The sequence below is a fragment of the Plesiomonas sp. PI-19 genome, from assembly GCF_021368255.1.
Taxonomy (GTDB): Bacteria; Pseudomonadota; Gammaproteobacteria; order Enterobacterales; family CAMTGL01; genus Plesiomonas; species Plesiomonas shigelloides.
The window spans coordinates 1-18,617 of record NZ_JAJNMQ010000003.1 but is presented as its reverse complement, the minus strand read 5'-3'; the positions used below and the strand labels follow the sequence as shown (position 1 = coordinate 18,617).

21 protein-coding genes are annotated in these 18,617 nt (G+C 43.9%); 7 read left to right on the top strand and 14 right to left on the bottom strand.

Annotation, left to right across the window (positions count from 1 at the left end; genetic code table 11):
- Positions 1 to 490 precede the first annotated feature (490 nt).
- The 6 genes from LQ901_RS16940 to LQ901_RS16365 all read left to right on the top strand — a co-directional run bounded on the left by LQ901_RS16940 (position 491) and on the right by LQ901_RS16365 (position 3,666).
- A complete protein-coding gene (locus LQ901_RS16940; RefSeq protein WP_370635692.1) occupies positions 491 to 643 on the top strand; it encodes a helix-turn-helix domain-containing protein in 153 nt (50 codons plus the stop codon).
- A gap of 54 nt (positions 644 to 697) precedes the next feature.
- Positions 698 to 1,186: an RNA-guided endonuclease InsQ/TnpB family protein gene (locus tag LQ901_RS16935; RefSeq protein WP_370635691.1), complete on the top strand. Its 489-nt coding sequence runs from the start codon at positions 698 to 700 to the stop codon at positions 1,184 to 1,186.
- A gap of 131 nt (positions 1,187 to 1,317) precedes the next feature.
- Positions 1,318 to 1,425, top strand: a complete 108-nt coding sequence (locus tag LQ901_RS16930) for a zinc ribbon domain-containing protein (protein ID WP_370635693.1) — start codon at positions 1,318 to 1,320, stop codon at positions 1,423 to 1,425.
- A 110-nt stretch (positions 1,426 to 1,535) separates the two neighbouring features.
- Positions 1,536 to 1,769, top strand: coding sequence for a hypothetical protein (locus LQ901_RS16375; protein WP_233672462.1), 234 nt, complete (start codon positions 1,536 to 1,538; stop codon positions 1,767 to 1,769).
- Positions 1,770 to 2,509: 740 nt separating this feature from the next.
- Positions 2,510 to 2,908, top strand: coding sequence for a hypothetical protein (locus tag LQ901_RS16370; protein ID WP_233672461.1), 399 nt, complete (start codon positions 2,510 to 2,512; stop codon positions 2,906 to 2,908).
- A gap of 374 nt (positions 2,909 to 3,282) precedes the next feature.
- Positions 3,283 to 3,666 (top strand): hypothetical protein, encoded by a 384-nt coding sequence (locus tag LQ901_RS16365; protein WP_233672460.1) that lies wholly within the window; start codon positions 3,283 to 3,285, stop codon positions 3,664 to 3,666.
- 53 nt (positions 3,667 to 3,719) lie between these two features.
- Here the strand turns inward: LQ901_RS16365 and LQ901_RS16360 are convergent, their stop codons facing one another.
- From LQ901_RS16360 to LQ901_RS16325, 8 genes are all read right to left on the bottom strand, one after another.
- Positions 3,720 to 4,811: a type IV secretion system protein gene (locus tag LQ901_RS16360; RefSeq protein ID WP_233672459.1), complete on the bottom strand. Its 1,092-nt coding sequence runs from the start codon at positions 4,809 to 4,811 to the stop codon at positions 3,720 to 3,722.
- A 14-nt stretch (positions 4,812 to 4,825) separates the two neighbouring features.
- Positions 4,826 to 5,563, bottom strand: a complete 738-nt coding sequence (gene virB5 / locus LQ901_RS16355; RefSeq protein ID WP_233672458.1) for a P-type DNA transfer protein VirB5 — start codon at positions 5,561 to 5,563, stop codon at positions 4,826 to 4,828.
- A gap of 79 nt (positions 5,564 to 5,642) precedes the next feature.
- Positions 5,643 to 6,209: a hypothetical protein gene (locus tag LQ901_RS16350; RefSeq protein ID WP_233672457.1), complete on the bottom strand. Its 567-nt coding sequence runs from the start codon at positions 6,207 to 6,209 to the stop codon at positions 5,643 to 5,645.
- The gene (stbB, locus tag LQ901_RS16345; protein ID WP_233672456.1) at positions 6,209 to 6,904 is read right to left on the bottom strand and encodes a StbB family protein; all 696 of its coding nucleotides are present in this window, start codon (positions 6,902 to 6,904) and stop codon (positions 6,209 to 6,211) included. Before stbB ends, LQ901_RS16350 begins: the two co-directional genes overlap by 1 nt.
- 38 nt (positions 6,905 to 6,942) lie before the next feature.
- On the bottom strand, positions 6,943 to 7,452 hold the full coding sequence (locus LQ901_RS16340) for a hypothetical protein (protein WP_233672455.1): 510 nt from the start codon (positions 7,450 to 7,452) through the stop codon (positions 6,943 to 6,945).
- A 274-nt stretch (positions 7,453 to 7,726) separates the two neighbouring features.
- Positions 7,727 to 10,690 (bottom strand): LPD7 domain-containing protein, encoded by a 2,964-nt coding sequence (locus tag LQ901_RS16335; RefSeq protein ID WP_233672454.1) that lies wholly within the window; start codon positions 10,688 to 10,690, stop codon positions 7,727 to 7,729.
- On the bottom strand, positions 10,680 to 11,018 hold the full coding sequence (locus LQ901_RS16330; protein WP_233672453.1) for a hypothetical protein: 339 nt from the start codon (positions 11,016 to 11,018) through the stop codon (positions 10,680 to 10,682). The genes LQ901_RS16335 and LQ901_RS16330 overlap by 11 nt, the downstream gene beginning before the upstream one ends.
- A 35-nt stretch (positions 11,019 to 11,053) precedes the next feature.
- Positions 11,054 to 11,278 (bottom strand): hypothetical protein, encoded by a 225-nt coding sequence (locus LQ901_RS16325; protein ID WP_152108825.1) that lies wholly within the window; start codon positions 11,276 to 11,278, stop codon positions 11,054 to 11,056.
- Between LQ901_RS16325 and LQ901_RS16320 the strand changes: the two genes are divergently transcribed.
- Positions 11,277 to 11,492 carry a hypothetical protein gene (locus LQ901_RS16320; RefSeq protein WP_152136635.1) on the top strand — a complete coding sequence of 72 codons (216 nt, stop codon included), beginning with the start codon at positions 11,277 to 11,279 and terminating at the stop codon, positions 11,490 to 11,492. The two genes, LQ901_RS16325 and LQ901_RS16320, sit on opposite strands and share 2 nt — an antisense overlap.
- A gap of 52 nt (positions 11,493 to 11,544) precedes the next feature.
- On the opposite strand, the gene LQ901_RS16315 is transcribed toward LQ901_RS16320, so the two are convergent.
- The 6 genes from LQ901_RS16315 to LQ901_RS16290 all read right to left on the bottom strand — a co-directional run bounded on the left by LQ901_RS16315 (position 11,545) and on the right by LQ901_RS16290 (position 18,514).
- The gene (locus tag LQ901_RS16315) at positions 11,545 to 12,051 is read right to left on the bottom strand and encodes an OmpA family protein (protein ID WP_233672452.1); all 507 of its coding nucleotides are present in this window, start codon (positions 12,049 to 12,051) and stop codon (positions 11,545 to 11,547) included.
- Between the two features lie 538 nt (positions 12,052 to 12,589).
- Complete coding sequence (locus tag LQ901_RS16310; RefSeq protein ID WP_152136633.1) at positions 12,590 to 13,456, bottom strand: hypothetical protein; 867 nt, start codon at positions 13,454 to 13,456, stop codon at positions 12,590 to 12,592.
- Positions 13,457 to 13,460: 4 nt separating this feature from the next.
- The gene (locus LQ901_RS16305; protein ID WP_152136632.1) at positions 13,461 to 13,703 is read right to left on the bottom strand and encodes an XRE family transcriptional regulator; all 243 of its coding nucleotides are present in this window, start codon (positions 13,701 to 13,703) and stop codon (positions 13,461 to 13,463) included.
- Entirely contained in the window at positions 13,703 to 15,715 is a 2,013-nt protein-coding gene (locus LQ901_RS16300; protein ID WP_233672451.1) for a DNA topoisomerase III, read from the bottom strand. The genes LQ901_RS16305 and LQ901_RS16300 overlap by 1 nt, the downstream gene beginning before the upstream one ends.
- Before the next feature lie 522 nt (positions 15,716 to 16,237).
- Positions 16,238 to 16,618 carry a single-stranded DNA-binding protein gene (locus LQ901_RS16295; RefSeq protein WP_233672450.1) on the bottom strand — a complete coding sequence of 127 codons (381 nt, stop codon included), beginning with the start codon at positions 16,616 to 16,618 and terminating at the stop codon, positions 16,238 to 16,240.
- A 15-nt stretch (positions 16,619 to 16,633) separates the two neighbouring features.
- The gene (locus tag LQ901_RS16290; protein ID WP_233672449.1) at positions 16,634 to 18,514 is read right to left on the bottom strand and encodes a type IV secretory system conjugative DNA transfer family protein; all 1,881 of its coding nucleotides are present in this window, start codon (positions 18,512 to 18,514) and stop codon (positions 16,634 to 16,636) included.
- Positions 18,515 to 18,617: the final 103 nt, after the last annotated feature.

Sequence of the window (18,617 nt, the reverse complement as noted above, 5' to 3'; positions counted from 1 at the left end):
TTGACAATATGTAGTTTGCTTATTGTGCTATATTTGCTCGTTGTGTTTTCGTTTCTTGTTTGTTGGTGTGTTGTTTCTTGAGGGTTAAGTTGTCGGCTCTGGGAGGGATGTGGTTAGTGGGAATTAGGTAGTGTAGGGGAGCATGGGAGAGTTTGATTCGACAAGAAATCTAGTCGTGTTAATTGTTGTGTTTGGTTTTGTAATGTTGTGATTTTTCTTACTGCTCGTTATTGTTTGCTCTTTATTTTGTAGCATTGTTTTACATTGCCATTTTTGTTGTCCACAAATCCACATGAGACTAAGTTAGCGATAAAATACCCTAATAAAGGGTATTTTGAGCGGGAGTGCTTGCAATGTCGGAGCAAGCAATCAATACCTCGCGTGAAAACCCCATCATTCATGGCGGGGAGGGATAGCGATTGACGCATAGCGTCAACATGTCCCAATTCGCTGTCGTTTGTGCTCACAAATATGCTGTAATTTGTGAGATATGAAAGAAATCGCCATTAAACAACGCCTTTACCCAACACATGAACAAGCTCAATTGCTTGCGCAGACGTTTGGTTGTGTCCGGTTTGTGTACAATAAAATTCTTAAATGGCGTACCGATGTGTTTTACCATGACGCTCAAAAAATCAACTAAAACGCAGCTAGCTCTAAGCTCTCTGAAATTAAAAAACTCCCTGAATTTGAGTGGTTGAATTCAGTATCTTGCGTTCCGTTGGGACAATCGCTGCGTCATCAACAAACCGCCTTTAAAAACTTCTTTGAAGGTCGTGCTAAGTACCCTGACTTCAAAAAGAAACACAACAGACAAAGCGCGGAATTCACCAAGTCGGCGTTCAAGTACAAAGACGACAAAATTTATATTGCCAAAAGCCAGCAACCACTTGATATTCGTTGGTCGCGTGACCTGCCCAGCGAACTGACAATAATCACCATCATAAAAGACAGCTCAGACCGTTATTTCGTATCTATGCTGTGCCGTTTCGAGCCTAACCTACAGCCCGTTAGCAAACGTACCACGGGCATTGACTTGGGTTTGACTTATCTTGTTATTACCGCTGACGGGGTCAAGTCGGGTAATCCCCATCACACTGCGAACCACGCAAGAAAGCTGGCACTGGCGCAGCGCCGCCTTTCCAAGAAACAGAAAGGCTCTGCCAACTTTCACAAAGCCCGATAAAAGGTCACTCGCATTCAGGCAAAGATTGCCGATTGCCACGGAGACTTTACCAACAAGCTCACCACTAAGCTGATAAAAGAAAATAAAGTGATTAGCTGTGAAAGTTTGAGCGTTAAAAACATGGTCAACATATTCGGAATTGGTCTTGTCCTGCGTGTAAAACACGCTTAGACAGAGATGTTAATGCTGCAATGAATATCAAAGTCGCTGGGCAAGCGGTGTTATCCTGTGAAGCGTAAGTAAGTCCTCGTTGTTCTAATGAACGTTAGGCACAATGCTGTGAATCTGGAATCCCCGCCTTTGGGGGAGAGGATATCAATCAGACCGGAACCCATTAGGGGCGGAGTTGATGAAGGCGGTTAATGCGGCGTTTGAGGTGTTGATGGGGAATATTGAGCATCTGAGCCAATACCAAGCAACCGAGCCGGAGGCGCGTTATAACTATGGCGAAGAGTTGGAGGCGGTATTAACAGCGCTTAATCAGTTGGCGGGTATTGTTTTTGAGGTTATCGGTAATTGGGTGTGGATTTATGGAGAGATGAAAGCGCATTGTGAGAAATTAAAATCCTTTCACTGTAAATGAGCGAAAAAATGACGTTGGTATTACCGACCAGAGGAGCACCACTGCCGCAAAAACAACAAAGAGTACACTATAGATGAGATTCGGGAGATGTACGGTTTAGGTGGTCAGCGTAAAGCGTGGAGATATTATGCTGTAGAAAGTAGAGCAGTATAAAAACAAGGGGCGAAACAATTCGCCCCTGAAAAACAGGACAAATTAAAGAAATAACAAATCATGCAACGATAGGAAATGCTGCTATAAACAATAACACATTCTACAAAAGATATTTTTCACACTTTGTGCGCATCTGCGCTGAGCTAGGGATGGGTGCGTGTTGTATCGCTAGGGCGCAGCGTCGCTGCAATAGCGGGCGATATTAAGTGAAAAATTTTAATGGATGTACCTACGCTGATTACAAAGCATGAGGATATGCGCCAAAAGTATTGCGCTAAGCGAGAGCAAGCCGAGATTTTGGTCATGGCGTTATGCGGAGGAGTGCGCGGCGTAATTGTGAAAAAAAGTGGGGCACATGGGAGAGTACGAGCGAGTGCCCCAAACAGAACACTGTTAGACAAATTAATCTACGTGCTAGGAAACTTAGCAAACAGAAAATATCACATTTCACAAAAAATATTTTTCACATTTTGTGCGCGTCTGTGCTGAGTTGGGGGCTGATTGACGTATTGATATTCGGCAAGCGTGTGAATATCAGATCAGAATGATTAACCCTAATTTTTGGCATTTTGTTTTGTTGGTGATAATTGGGAGGGGATGTTGTTCTTTGGTTGCTAAAAGATAACAAATGCGGTGATTTTGGTGTGCGTTTGAAATGCACCGTATCACCAGAACGCAGCGCTGCCGCAATAGCGGGCGATATTAAGCGAAAAATTTTAATGAATGCACCCGTACTGATCGCGAAGTATGAAGAGATGCACAAAAAGTATTGTGCTAAACGAGAGCAAGCGGAGATCTTGCGCGGGGTATTATCCCGATTAGTGAAGGTATCCAAATGGTATAACTCCAGCGAGCTGGCGAGAATTGAAACCGACAAGAAGATCTGCGGTATTGTCCATGAAGGATACAGGGGCTATGGTATGGAGTTGTCCGGCTTGTCTGCGGACGATTTAATTAAGATCGCGGGGTACTTGTCTAATTTGTAGCGCGCCTATCTGATAAAGCGGGTCTTGAACCCGTTTTATCAGAAACAAAATATCCACAACCCCACAATCGTCCCAGCAATGACTTGTCCCGTCATTGCTGGTGCTCCCGCTCAAAATACCCTTTGTTGGGGTATTTTATCGCTGGCTTAGTCTCATGTGGATTTGTGGATATTTTGCAAAGAGCAAGCAGGCGTGCAGCAATCTTTCAGATTGCGCGCCAGCCAACCGCCCATAAATGGGCTTTAATGCACTTGGTTGTATTATTTTATTGCCTGATTAAGTTCTCATTTTAGCACAGAATGTGTAGTCGCAGATTAATGGTGCTTGATAAAATAACAGTTAAATGTTTTTACGAATATTTCGGAGAATTTCTGATGAAGAAATGTGTTGTTTTTGCTCTGGCGTTGTTCTCTGCTAATGTTTTTGCTAGTGCGGATTCTGTAATTGATGTTAGTGATATGAGTCGAACTCAACTAGATAAAGTTGTAAAAGACATGAGTAAAGATGACTACATGAAACTCTATCGCCACTATAATCAGGCGGTATTGGATTTATGGAGTACGGGGGATTATAAATACGGCTTTGAGGGGCCGCTTCCTAATCACCGAGATTACTATAATGTTTGTAGCTCATTTGTTAAGGTTTCTAGCGCAGGAGAGTATTATGATAAAATTACAGACAAAGAAAGGTTTGCAATTGATAAAGAAGGTAAGTTTTCTGCGCTGAAAATTTGTATGTATGCGCCGGTAGTGCCATGATATTACATGTTAAATAAAAAGGCTGGCACTTGCCAGCCTTTTTATTATCGGTTTTATTCGTTAGCAGTGGACATATTTTTTCGTGTTTGTTTGGCAATCATATCTTTAATCATTTGTTCTCGTTTTATTTCCGCACGACTTTGATGATTGTAACCTTTTTGAATCTGGTTTAAATTGGGATTGGTGTTATTTTCAATGCGGCGTCTCTCTTTGTTTTGTTGGTAATTATCATAGTTGTTTTTGACAAAATCTTTCATCTTTCTTGCTGGGTCGAGTACATCTCTCAATGTCATTGAAGCCGAGGCAAAGCCGCCAGATAGCGAGCCTGCGAGATTGGGGATTTGTCGCAAAATATAAAACATCACGCCAGATAAGATGGTGATTTGTGCGGCGATGGCGAGGGGATTGGCATCACCTTGACCAAGGCTGTTTGTCTTTAGAAAGTGTTCTACAATAGAGATAAGTAGTGTAGTCACAGCAACACCAAAAACCTGCACTAAGCAATTTTCCATGAGTTTTCCAACCCAACTATCAAAATATCTGCGTGTGACAGGGAAGCAGGCTGCACTTAAAAACAGTGGGCCAAGTAAAAGTAACATGGTTAATAGAAACTTTGAACCAATAATGATCACACTGGCACATAGTGTTAGTGCGCCGAGCGATACGAGTACTGCGAACGCTGAGAAAATCCAATCCCAGGTTTCAGTTTTCCACAAAGACATCTTTGCGAAGCAAGCAGTAGCTTGATCAATGGCGCTAATAAGTAATTTATCCAAAACATTAAATATATTTCCACTGTCACGCATTCCAGACATCATTCCGGTAGTTGTTGAAATGGCATGAGATAAACCACCCGCAAAGGCTTCTACGCCGCCGATTAAGTAAGCAGTATAGTTGGCTGCATTTAACGATAAGCTGGTAATACAGATAACGATAATGCAATGAATAACAGTGTCACGTAATAAGCCATCCGCTTTTCCCATGATTTGCAAATAAGACTTAAACATGATGTAGAGCGTAACGCCAGTAATGACCAATATTTTGATGGAGTCAATCAGGTTTCTCACGCCATCAAGAATAAACTTCTCTGTGGCTTTATCGATATTGGTGCCAATGTAGGAGAAAATTTCTACTGCAAAATCCATAGTGTTTTTCCCTCTTAGTTAAAGTCCATTGGAGGAACTTTTGTGCCGTAGTTTTTAGAATTGCGGTATTTGGTGATGGTCTCACGCGTTTGTTGTTCTAACAGGTCTTGTTCTGCTTTTGAGGAGGCAAGATACATATCCATTTTGGTTTGCTCGTTTTGCAGCATGGCTTGCTCTGCCTGAATCCGCGCAGTTAATTCCGCGATAGATTTCGGGTCGGTGGTGCGGTTAATTTGCGCCATCAATCCATCAATTTGCTGGGTGCGCTGCGCCGATTTTTTGAAGGTATCGAGGGCAAAGGCTTGGTCTTGCGCGGGCTTAACGGATGCGGCTTCGCAAATTTGCCGCTCCTTGTGGTCTTTGATATGGGCGCAGGCATCAAAAATCTTGCTGGCATCGCGCAAGGCTTTGGCTGCGCCGGTGAGTCCGTTGTAGCCATTGTTGCGGATGCTGCTGTAGACCTGCTGCCAGTTATCAGGCAGATACTGTTTAAATTCGGGGTTGTTCAGTATTTGTCCCAGATTACGGGTGCCAGTAATGGATTGGTAATCCTTCTCCATTTGCTCAAACTGACGGCGCATTTGCTCTAGTTGGTCGAGTAGCGTGGCGTACTCTTTGAGCATTTGTGCGTAGTTTTGGAGTTGTGCTTGTTGTCCTGGTACATCAGCTACAACAGTGACAGGAATACCGGCGTGTGCCATAGGTGCAAGCAAGCTGGCCGCCAGTAGGCAGCCAAGAAGGCTTTTTTTCATGGGATTTACTCGTTACTTCGTAGGTTTACGGATGTGGTAGCCACGACCTGAAATGTGGCTACCTTGGGTTGAAAGAGGATTAATTTTTGAGTGCGCTACGGAGTTCTTGGCGTGTAGTTGTGCTCAGTTGTGGCCAGATTTGCTCTAGCGCACGGCCATCATGAATAAATTGCTGCTCTTCGGGGGTTAATCGGTTGGCTCCGCTTAACTGGAAGGTCAACAGTCCCGCCCCGATGCCAATCATGGCAGCGACAAGCCCTGAGAGAGCGATAGAAACCAACATATTGCGCAGGCTCATGCGTGGTGGATTGCTCATCAGTAGCTGCTTATGAGCATCCAGCAGTGATTGCGTGACATTGTCACGCAGTTCACTGGCTGCAATCTCTTTAAGTTCACCTTTGGTTTTGGTGAAATGCGCATTTGCTGCAACGATGTATTTATCTAAGGCTTCTTTGCTGGCATTTAAATGCCGTTCAATAATGTCTTGTGTCATACCGATACGGCAGGATGACTCTTCAAGAATATTATTGATATTACGACGTAGGTAGACCACTTCACCTAGCATGGCACTTAAATAGGCTTCTTTAAGGTCTTTGGATTGTGCTGATTGGATGGGGGCTGAAATAGGGGGTAACTCATGATTCATTAGCGAAATAACTCCCGATAGGTGTTATCTAACATTCGCTGCACACCGATAGCGAGACGGCGAATACCTAATGCTCGTGAATAGGTTCGGCGTGTGGCGGTGTCGCCTTCATCGGTCTGCGAAATTAACTGCTTGTAATCAGTATCGTCGTTTACAATTTCTGCGATGGTTTTGAATTTTGCTTCATCCAGTCGATTAAATAGCTCGTTTTCATGGATAACCGCTGCGGTATTGATGGTTGCCATATCCTTGTTTTGAAAAATTTGTTCAAAAGCCTGCGGGATATTGGTGTCATCATCAATCATATTGAACACAACGCGAATACGGTGCGGTTCTATACCTAAATCAGATAGCGCAACGATAGTGCTGTCGGTGTCTTCAATTTGCTTTCTCTTGTTGATGGTGGGTACCACGAAGTAATCAAAGTCTTCATGGCTGCCGATGGATTTTTTCATCTGGTTTAAAAACTCTTCAACGTTAGAAGCTCCTACATCAATAATCACGTTTTCATGCTCTAATGCCCTGTCCATGATTTCAGTAAAGGCTTTACCTTTGATTTTTTCATCCTGTGTGCCGTCTGAGTTAATCGATTCGACGGCAATGATGCTGCTGTCTTCCATGCGTGGCTTTAACAGATGTTGTGCCACAATAGATTTACCAACATTACCGGAAAAATTGATGACAATAACTTTCATTTTTACGATCCAATTTCTTATTTAGTGGGTGTTATGTGTCAGTACTTATAGAGTTGCAGTTTTCTTGATATGCTGGATTTTAGTTGCATTGTCATTTGACGTTTTTGGCTCTCTGATTGATCTTTGATGTCGTTAATGTCTCCACCAAGAGCAACGTACCTATCCACCCAGCCAGTAGCCGCATTAAATGATTCTATTTTTCTTGTTAAGTCATCGAACTCAGTCTGTTCTTTGTTGGATATTTTTTTTGTTGGTGCTGTTGGTGTGACTTTTCTTTCTATGCTGTTTGATGGTGTGTTTTTTACTTTTATCTCTTTTTCTTTCTTCTTTTTTCTTATTCGGTATAAGGTGTTTCTTAGGTAGGGTACTGTAATATCAAGCCCTTGTTGTTGCATGGCTGATACCAAAAGTTCTAATGTTATTTTTGAGTGCATGGCCTCTGTTATGCTGCCAAACAGTTCTTCGATTATGAGGCTTTTAGGTAATCGCCCTTGCGTTTTGGTTAGCTCTTGGATTGCATTTTTTAGACTCTGAATCTGTTCATTCATCTCTATTCCTTTCTCATGATGATTTGATGGTTATCCTGTGGTGATTTCATGGTGATGGAATGATGATCCATGCTTTCCTTGTGGTGATGCGTGGTGAGCGCATGCTTCTTTTTTGGTGATTGGATGGTGATCGCATGGTGATGCGGTGGTGATCAGTTTTAGAGATAGGCACGACGGGGACGTATGACAAACCCTAAAGGGTTCGCCAACATCCCGCGAGCCAAAGGGGGATACCCCTTTGAAACCCCAAGTGCATCTCGCGCTGTTGCGCTCGTTATCGCTCCCACGTCACCCCCGGCTTGTTCTGTGGGGTGGGCTGCTGTTGCATCTGCGATTCTTTCGATTGAGACTGATTCTGTCGTTGGTTTTGTGCCTGCTGAATAATATTCATTCCCTTATTATGTTGTACCTGTTTTTCTTGCAGCATTTTATTCATTGCTGGGTCGGTAAACTCAACTTTTAAATTATGTCTTGCGGCAATCTCTGCAACTTGCGCTTTATATTCTGGTGAGCCTTTGACATCCAATGTTTTACCAAATTTTTCAATGGAGAGGCGCAAGCCAATTTCGACCGCTTTATCTTCGTTGCTACAAGTGTGTACGTGATTGCCTCGGTCAACAACAATCTCTTTATGGTTGAGGTAATAACTCACATTGCCTTTTGGATCGATTTTATGTGTGATGTCATCAAACTCTTTTGGCGGTAATGGTGCATGTGTTTTTGTTTTGTCGTGAGATGTAATACGGTGTTCATTTATGGTGCTTGATGATGTCTGTGCTTGCGTTTCTCGTGAAATAGTTTCACGATGCTTTGCCATATATTCATTTTTATACGCCAAAACACGCGCTTTATCACGCTCTTGCTCTGTATAAAGTGAGTTTAATTCCTCATTGATGCGCTTTGTGGAGTAACCATGCGTCTCTTTAATTAGTTGGGTAACAGATAGCGCTTTATCATTATAGTGAATTTTGTCTCCTTTGTCCGTTCTTTGAATATGCTCAAGGCTAACACCTAACTCTTTTAGTTTTGGGTAGTGAACTAATACACGTGTTGCTTGTAATTTTTCATCAAGCTCTTTATTGGTTATATGCGATGTTGTTGTCTCTTGGGTATGCTTATGTTTTGGAGCTTCTTTATGGATTTCCCATTCTACGTGGGGACGCTTTTTCTCGGCACTACTATTTTGTCGTGATAGCGTGATGTTATCACCTCGCTGCGCCTGACTTTTCTTAACCGCTTGTGATATCCCAGTACCCCAAACAGTACGAACCGTATTATTGGGCTGCTTTACCTTAATGAAGTAGCTTTGTTTGTTCTCCTCTTTAAACTCATAAGGTGCAGCACCATGGTCAACCAATTGCCCCTGTATATTGTTTTCCATAATAAACCCCTCAGTTTTTTGATGTCGTTGTTCAAAACGTTGGTATTGTGCTTGCGGTGTAGATGGGTATTCCTCTTTAAGACGATCCCTCGCGTTTTTTTTATTTTCTTGGTAAGCCATATCGGCCAGCACTTTATTCATTCTTGCAATGGATAGCGCCGCTTTTCGTTCTGCGCGCGATAATGTGTCATCGCCATAAATCGCATTTTTTTCCATGCGGTAATGCTGATTTAATTCTGTGCGTTGTGCCTTTTCATGCTGAATTTGGGCTTGCCATGCGGCCTTGCGTTGTTGTTGTAAATTAGGTTGCCACTCTTGCGTAAATTGCTCCCAATCACGCGCTTTTACGTGTTGAGCGCGTGACAGTAAGTTGTGCGTCTCCCGCAGCGAGAGGTGCATCTCCTGTGTTAAAAACGCTGTAGGGTCTCGTGCTTGCCGACCACACATAATTCGCTCTTGGCCGTTAGACATTACCGTAATAGGGTACTTTTTTGTTTGTACGCCATGCGTTCGTGCCACGTAGTTCAGCAGCGCGGTAGCGCTGATGGTTTGCTCTGGTAACGATTTGGCTTGTCGTAACGTATCGGCTGTTTGGCTTACGGGGTTGTCGCAGCGTTGTCGGGCTGGGATGGTGTCAGGCCGAGGTGTTGCTTGATAATGCTCACATCGTTGAAGAGCGGCGCGAACAGTTCGGATAGCTCGTCGATGAGTGAGACTTCGGATTCCTGATTTAATACTGTGACAATTTCGTTGAGCATCAGACAAATGCTCTCCTGCTGCGCGCAGACTTTGTTCAGCGTCTCGCTGATGGTGCTGAGGTTCACGATTTGGGGTTGGGACTCCACGGGCGGCCTCCTGTTTTTCGGTTAGAAATTCGCGCTGCTTCTCTGGGGAAAGGGCGCGATATTTTTCGCGGTTTCGCCGTGTAACAAAGCGTACTTCGGCGGCGCGTTGTGCATACCAATGCGCAAGCGTTTCATGTGCAAACTCAGGGGCTTTGTAGGGTTGTCCTGGTTCAAGGTAATGGCTTGTTTGGGTATGCACTAAGCGTTGCTGTTTTTCCGCTGGCGGTAATGCGAGAAAGGTGGATTGAAAAACGTTGTCTTTTAAATTTACGCCTTTGGCGCTGGTTGGTAGCTTGATATTGATATAGCTGTTTGGCTTACCGGCGTTACGCTCTTTAACTTGAAAGCCCTGATCGCGTAGGTGAGTTTGTAAGGCTTGTGGGGTGCGAATGTCATGCTTAATGATGTCCGCAAGAATTTGTTGTTTGATGGTTTTATTTGCACCCGCAAAGACTTCGCCATATTGGAGTGTGCTTTCCTCCGTAAAGCGCCCACGTACATTAACTTTGGGGCTGGCTAAACCATATTTTTCATTCATGACCTCTTGGAAGGCATCCAAATAAGGCGTGTTGTGATCAATTTTACCGAGAGGGTCCATGCGTTGATGGGTACGTAAATTGACCTCTGGGATCACTACGTGAATATGGGGTTTGCGCTCAACAAGCTGGCCGCTTTTTTTATCGATAAGGGTTTTTATTTTGGGTAAATGGGCTTCTGCATAAAAGCAATACTCATCCTCCTCATAAGCATGAAAGACAAACTGACGAAACTCTTCGGTTATGGTTTGCATCTGCTCGTGGGGAACAGTGTCCTCTTTAAAAGAAAGAGTAATATGTAAATAACGCTCACTGTCAGTTTCGATTTGCTGGATAATGTCGTGGGTTGCTTGCAGATCTCCGGCTAACGTAACGCGATAATCGAGTTCATCCCGTGTATAATCGCGTCCATTTTTAATGCCTTCTTCCAGATACTCTTTTATACCGGAGTGCCCACCTCCGGGTCTAATCAACACGGGCAAGGCCTCCTTTGAGTTGGTCACGAATGACGATCAAGGCGGCTAATATGCGCTCAAACGTTTTTTGATTGAGCACACCACCTTTATTGGCGCTATTGCCTAAGAGTGCAACTTGATTCATGTTGTTTGAGGCTTTATTAAACAGATACAGCAAAGCGCGTTTATCTACGCTGGCTTTTGGTGGTTTTGCCAAGACATACCATTCATCTTGCAAAATACGTGTGCGGAGCAGTTCTGATGCAGTCATATTGGCTTCTGCAACTTTCTGTTTAAAAGCCTCATATTCTGACTCTGTGACTCGAAATATAATACGTTTGTTTTTCATGCTATCCCCACTCAAGCGGGCTTACGCCCGCTAAATTAGTAGTAATAGGTATTACCGTATTGCTTACCGTCCATGTACGTCTCCACCCAATCCACGGAGCCTAGGCAGCCTTTCGGGCGACGGTATTTGTTGTCCTTGTTGCCATAGGTTCGGCAACTGGTGCCTTTGATGACTTTGTCCGGCTTCATTTCCCACTTGGTGCATACAGTTTGCCCATTATTATTAACCTCCCATTGGGTACATTGCCGGGAATAACTCATGACAGCAGCAATCCCATGTTTTGCGGTCATATTGCTGATGGGGGTACCCGAAGGTAAAGCGGACGCGGGGAGCGCACAGGAAGAAAAGCTGGGTAAGGGTGACTTTCGGTTTTTAATGCGCTGGATAAATGCAGACTTTGCTTCACCACAACCGGAAGGAAAACCGGAAGGTAAGCAGAGCCAGATACTGCACTCCGCATCGCTTGCTGCATAAGAGGGAAGCGCAAATACGGGCGTAAAAGCGGCAAGTAATAGTGCAAATTCTTTCATGCTGATGGCTCCCAAATAATCTCAATATCAACACGGCGATTGCTTTGTCGTCCCGAACTGGTGGTGTTATCCGCAATATAATCGGTGGCGGCGGCATAATTCACATCAATACGCTCAGCTGGAACACCGCGAGCAACAAGATAATTACGAACATTGATAGCTCGTCGCTCCGCTATCCACTGATCTTGCTGAGACGGAGGAAAGCGACCATCAGTTCGCCCCAAAATACGAATACGATCAGCGGTTTTGGCTGCGGGCAAAATGGTGTTTTGTAATAATGGATCGCGGGAGGTGGTGGCAATATTGTATGGGTAGTAAAGCCGATAGTGACGCGTGATGGGCTTTGACTGCATCACCGTTACAACCACAGGTTCGAGCGGTGTTATTGAGGTTTGCTGATTGATAGGCTCTGCTTTACCACTGATTGCCGGAGGTGTGGGAGCGGAGCAGGCGGAAAGTGTAGAGATAAACAGCCCTATTAGATAAAACTTCTTTAAGTCCATTTTGTTATCCTTTTACTAGGTACAATAAATGATTCAGTAGCTATTGAATTTTTATGCAAAATAGATTGAGTGATATTCATTTTATTTATTTTATTATATTCTCCAGCATTGTATTGTTTGTTCTTTATGGTTGGATGAATATACCAATACTTATTTATCTGAAATCTCTGGTGTTTTTCTTCTTGGTATCGTCCTTTTTGTTGGTTATGTTTAAGCTTTGTTGTGTTAATAGGTGGGTTTTTCGTTACGTTTACCCATTGGTTCCTGCTGGTATTTACGTAGCCTTCATTCCAGCATTAATTTACATTTCTAATCCATATCAAGAATCAATGACCGACACCCGGTTAGCATTTTTGGGAGATAGTATATTTCATACTATTGTTTTATTGGTGTTGGTGATGGTTGGTTATTGTTTTGCTTTTCTGTTTCGCAGACGGTGATTTGTTTTTTAGTGTTTTCATTTGATTTTAAAATTCAAGCTGTTAAACCTAATTTAACATTGCCAGATGCCATTAAATAATGACGTCTGGCGTGGTAATTAAATTAGGTTTCTAAAAAAGTCTTTGGCTAGGTCTACCAACTCCCAATTGCGGTATCCTCTATCGTGTGACAGAGATACTAGATTAGAAAAATAGCACCCTTCAATAGGTAATGTTTTTTCAAAGATAATTTGTTGTTGATCATCACTTACGGAAAATATAATACTTTCTTCTAAATGATGATCAACAACCCTACGCTGGTGATGTAAAAAACAAAAGCGTGGTGAAATATACCCACTCTTGCTTTTTAGATAGTTTCTATCCCAAACAGCATTAGGATAATGCTGACTGATGGCTTCTTGAAGAGGCTTTGAGGCAACATAGCGACCAAATAGTGATTGGCTACGACTAAAGTAAGCAAAAATCCATGGTATATTTTGTAAGGTTGCCCCATCGTACCGCCAACCTTTAGCAGCAATAAAGTCATTAATCATCTCTATTACTAGTTTTTTAGAGAAACGCATCTCGAGTTGTTTTTCTAACAAGTAAATAACTCGATCAAAATTCTCAATAAGTAGTTCTTTTATTTTTAGTGTGAGTTCGCTCTCTTGCCTCCTGCTTGTTTTTTCTGGTCGTTGAACTCTATTTCTGGCGGCGTAAGGGCACCGTTCATAATTTTCAATGCTGTAAATGCCTAACCCATTTTTCCTCCGGCTCATATAATGTTTGCCGTAAGGTTTTTGCTTATTGTCATAGAGGCGAATAATTTGAATGGTATTGTCGCATGAAGGGCAAACTGCAAATTGACGCTGCTCTCCTTCTTCTATGACAAACCATGGCATTTTACGTTGAGTGTGGTGCTCAAAGTTGTTGCGAGTTAATGGTATGTCACCTATGTCTGTGTGGCGTAATTTGAATACATCCATGCAACTACTCTTCTATCGGTATTGAGTCTAATTCAGGGAGTTCTAAGCGCAGATGCCCTTTTGTTTCTGTCCACCACATCACAGGTAATGGGGGCACATGCCCCGCTTGTTCAGCTAGTGATAAACAGACAAGCACCGTCGATAAATCAACGGAGATTCCTTTAGAAAGGGTATCACCAATCAGCTCAAAACGTACAGGCGTCTCGCATTCAGGGCAATCAGGCTGCGTTGTGTGTGTAATATCCATTATTTTACCTCCAGTTTGGCTATTTTTTTAATCTCTGCGCCCGGTTTCCCTTTGTCATCCTTAAAGCGTGTCTCGCAGATACTGCAACGATGTGCCATACCCTTTTTGCCTTCATACGGCAGCAAGAATCCTTGGCACGGCGACTTTGGACAGCTTGGATAGTGGGATTTCGGTAGGGAGAAGGTGGTTTTCCCACTTTTAAGATCGTTGATATGACCAGTAATGGTTTTTTCCATCACCGCCATAAACTTCTCTACGCTATATTCGCCAGACTCCACCACATCTAGCTGCTGCTCCCAAATGGCGGTAATAGCGGGATCACGGATAGCGGCAGGTAAGCCCATAATCAACATTCGGCCAAGCTCTGTGCTGATCAGGCTCTTTCCTTTTGTGTCGAGATACCCCCGCTCTTTAAGCGTTTCAATAATCCCTGCTCGGGTCGCTTCTGTCCCCAGTCCTGCCGTTTCTTTGAGCTTGGCTTTCAATGCTGGATCGGTGACTTCTTTGGCGATATTGCACATTGCCGTCAGCAAAGTGCCCTCGGTAAAGGGTTTGGGTGGGGTGGTTTTCTTCTCTTGTAACTTGGCGCCGTCACACTGGATACTTACCCCTTCATCGAGCATTGGCAGTGATTGGTTATCACCCTCGCTTTCTTTCTCTTTACCTAACACCACGCGCCAACCAGCCTTGATTTCAACCTTGCCGCTGGTTTTAAATCGGTGCTCTCCGCTTTGAATTTCAATAACTGTATTGTCATCCTCGGCAGGTGGGTAAAATTGGGCGATATAGCGTAAAGCGATGGCCTCATACACCCGTAATTCATCCTCCGTGAGCTTACTCAAATCAGGTGCGCGGGTTGTTGGAATGATAGCGGTGTGGGCGGCACCCTCCAGCTTTTTGTCGTTCCATGCAGGACTGACTAACGCAGTATCAGCCTGTGCTGCGAGTTCAGCTAAACCGCTCTCGTGTAATCCCTCCAAATTACCCAGAATCAGGTCGATTTCATCGCGTTTGTTGGTGGAGAGATAAGGCTGGTCAGTACGTGGATAAGAGACAATTTTGTGTGTTTCATAGAGCGACTGCACCAGGTCGAGTGTTTGTTTTGCGCCAAAGCCATAAGTGCGCGACATTTCTTCTTGTAGTGAGCGTAACGAATAGGTCAACGGCGGCTGCGATGTGGCGCGTTTAGTTTCGCAGTACGTGACAGTCGCTGATTGTGCTGTTACGGCGGAAATGACGGCATCTGCTATCGCTTTATCTGTGCAGCGTTTTTCATCACTGACTGACTCAGGTACTTGCCATTTCGCTTTAAATGCTGTGCCGTTTTCACTGAACGTCGCTTCTACATCAAAAAATGGTATAGGCTTGAAATTTGCGATTTCTGCATCACGTTTTACCACCAGTTGCAGTGTTGGGGTTTGCACTCGCCCTAAGGTAAACATGTTGGGATGCCCTTGGCGTTTTGCTAATACCGTACAAGCACGACTCAGATTCATGCCCAGCAACCAGTCTGCTCGGGCGCGACATAAAGCTGCATTTGCAGAGGCTTGATGCTGGCTGTTCGGCTCCATTGTTGCTAAGGCGTGCTCGATGGCTTTAGGGTTTAAATCATTAATTAATACCCGCTGAGCCTTATCCCATTTATCTTGAGTCACCCCAGCATATTCAATGACTTCGTTAACGAGATAAGCGCCTTCTCGGTCAGGGTCGCCAGCATTCACCAATATATCGGCCTTTTTAATTAACGAAAGAACAATATCTAGCTGCTCTTTCGATTCCTCTTTGGGGATTGCAACCCATTTATCAGGGATAATTGGTAAGGTGTCGAGAGACCATGTTTTGTATTTATCATCATAGTGCTCTGGCTCTGCTTGTTCTAATAGGTGGCCAATACACCATGTGACAACATCACCATGCTGACATTCAATGTAACCGTTGTTTTTCTTGGTAACGCCAAGAACATCCGAAATGGCTCGACCAAGGGATGGTTTTTCTGCGATAAATAAACGCATAATATATCCTTTTAATTAAACTTATGGTTTATGTGTGAGTAATTTGTGTATATAAGAGGTCGTTTACAGTTAGCCGCCAGTTATTCCACTGTAATTGCTTTTGAATACGTCGAATTATTGGCTTGCGATGGGTAATTCATGATTGGTATGATGCGCTCCGCATACGTTGCCCGGTGTCGTATGCGGACTACGCGATAGAGCAAAAGGATTTGCCAAATAAAGAGGGGCTTGCCCCTCTTTATTTTTTTATCGCCTGATATGGTGAGCGTCCATAGCTGATAGATTAAGTTGCTAACCAATTGTTTAAGCTTGATATGAAACTGTGGTGATATTTTAGTTTTGTTTTTTTTTGCTAGAATTATCTCGCTGATTCAATGCAAACAAAGAAAAGGCGTCAGAAAGAGAGGAGGGGTAACACTCCTTCTCGTGTTGACAGCAACTAATGGCGTAACAAAGGGAGTTGGCGGGAAAGAGGGGCTTGTCCCCTCTTTCTTTGTATTAATGTATTGAATGAGCGCTCATTCAGAATGGAATGTTGTCATCGTCAAAGAATGGTGGCTCATCTTGCGATTGTGAGGCTGCATTTGATGTTGCTTGCCGTGGTGGCAATTGCATATTAGACACCAAAAGACATGGAATAGCATGTTTTGTTCCATCGGATACCCACTCATCCATAAAAAACTCACCGGTGGCCGTTACTAAGCACCCTTTTTTAATATAAGGTGCTAATTTCTCTGCCCGCGCACCAAGAACACGACATGTGATCCATGTTGTTTTTTCGCGTTCTCCAAATCCTGATTTGACTGGAAGTCGGAAATGCCCAATACACTTGCCGTTGCCGGTATAACGTAACTCCATATCCGACCCAGCGTGACCGGAGGCGGTAAACACATTAATGCTCATACTTTATTCACTCCTTTAAAAGTCGGGGGTATCACTGTCACTGTATTCTGTATCAAATGCCGTCATATCGAGTTGGATTGCGGGTGGTGAGGGGATTACCGTTTCCACATTATCCAGTGGGCTTTCAAATGCCGATACGGTCGTGTGCTCACTTTCCAACGTAATTAACGGGATTGTTGTTGCCAGCTCTCCCTTAGCGATAGCCGTGTCCAACTGCTTTTTGGTCGGTATACCCTTAATGGCAGCCAGTGAAGGTGATACCTGTTTCAGTCGATTAATAAAAATTGGCTCTTTGAAGTAATGAATTTTTTCGCAAAAAATGGGCTTTTGCCCACGCATAAGAATAATTTCATTCTTAAAGGGCATCTCCCGCAACTCTTGCGGCAGCATTAACGGGCGCTTCGTTTCCGTGGTGGTAATTGAGCGCCCAGATTTGCCTGTGGTGCGCTGTTCGCTTTGCACTTTTACCGTGATATTGCCTAAAAAGCCTGACAACGCTTCGGCATCCTCTTTTTCTGGGGTGTAGAAGAGTTGTGCTTCATGGTTACCAATGAGTGTTTTGGCTGTTTCAGCGCCATAGCCCACCGGTTCACGTGCGTAAATTTGCGCAGGGTTTTGCACAATGGTTAGTAATTGCAGGCCATAACCGGCAAAGTAGTTATTAGATTTACCGATAATCGCCGATTGCCCCATCGCGGTAAACTCATCCATCAACAATAAGCATTTGTATTTGAGGTCGAGGTTTTGCTCTGGAAGCTCTTTGGTGTTCAGGCTAATCAGGTGACTGAAAAAGAGATTCAAAATGCGCCCCGACACGGGGATGTAATCGGGGGTAATACCAATGTAAATCGTCATTCGTTCGCGGCGTAGCGCGTTGAGGTCAAAATCATTGGCGCTGGTTGCCGCATCAAAAATAGGGTTAGTCCAATCAATCAGTGGGGCTGAGAACGACGAAAGCACATTCTTCTGCCCACGCTCTTTGTCCTCAGCTAGAAAGCTTTGTAATGCCATGACACACGCATCAGGTAAGTCTTTACGACTTTCAAGGATTGCCGTCAGGTGTTCATCGAGCGGCTTGCCATATCCCTTGGACTGTCGCACTATCTCACCGATAGTGAACGATAAGCTCGGCGTATATTTCACATATAACGCTAACCCCAAAAACAGATTTTGAGCCAATGCAGCAAAATATTTCGCTGTACTGTCACCGCTACTTGTTGGATAGATAATCTCGGCTATGGCGAGAATATCCGGTACACTCAAATGGCCATCACGAACATAGCCGAGCGGGTTATAGCGGTGCGTTTTTCCATCTTCTGCATATGGGTTAAACAAAAAAACTTTTTGACCTAACACTTTTTCGCGAAACTTAGAGGTAATCGAAAAGTTTTCTTGTTTAAAGTCGGTGACAACGCAACTGTGCCACCAACGCAGCAAATTTGGAATAATCACCCCAATCCCTTTGCCGCCACGGCTCGGCGCGGCAAGTAATACAAAAGCTGCGCCCATATAATATAAAAAAAAGCGCCCCATGCGACCAATGAGAATACCTTTTCCATCATCTTGATTGCCGGGTTTTGTTAAGCCCTGCTTTTGGACTTCGGGAAAGGTGGCAAACCGGGCATCACCGTGCAGAGAGGGCTTTTTCTGAGCGGCGGCCATCGCGATAAGCAGAGGCAGTAATATCACACAGCCAAATCCCGCCATAGCGGCAATATTGAGCGATTTTTCATATTGTGGGTCAGCATGATAATGCTGCCATTGTTGAATAAAGCTCAATAACGTGACATCACCTATTTCTCCGCCTTGCATCATAAAATAGATACATCCGGATAAATATAAGCCCAACAAGGGGAGTCCAATAATGGCAAGGCTTAAACCAATATATTTTCTCATGTAAACACCGAAAAAGGCCGCCATTTCTGGCGGCAAAAGGTCGATTAAAATGAACAGTAGTCTACAAAGGAAAACGCATTACCAGCCGCCGGAAATACCCATA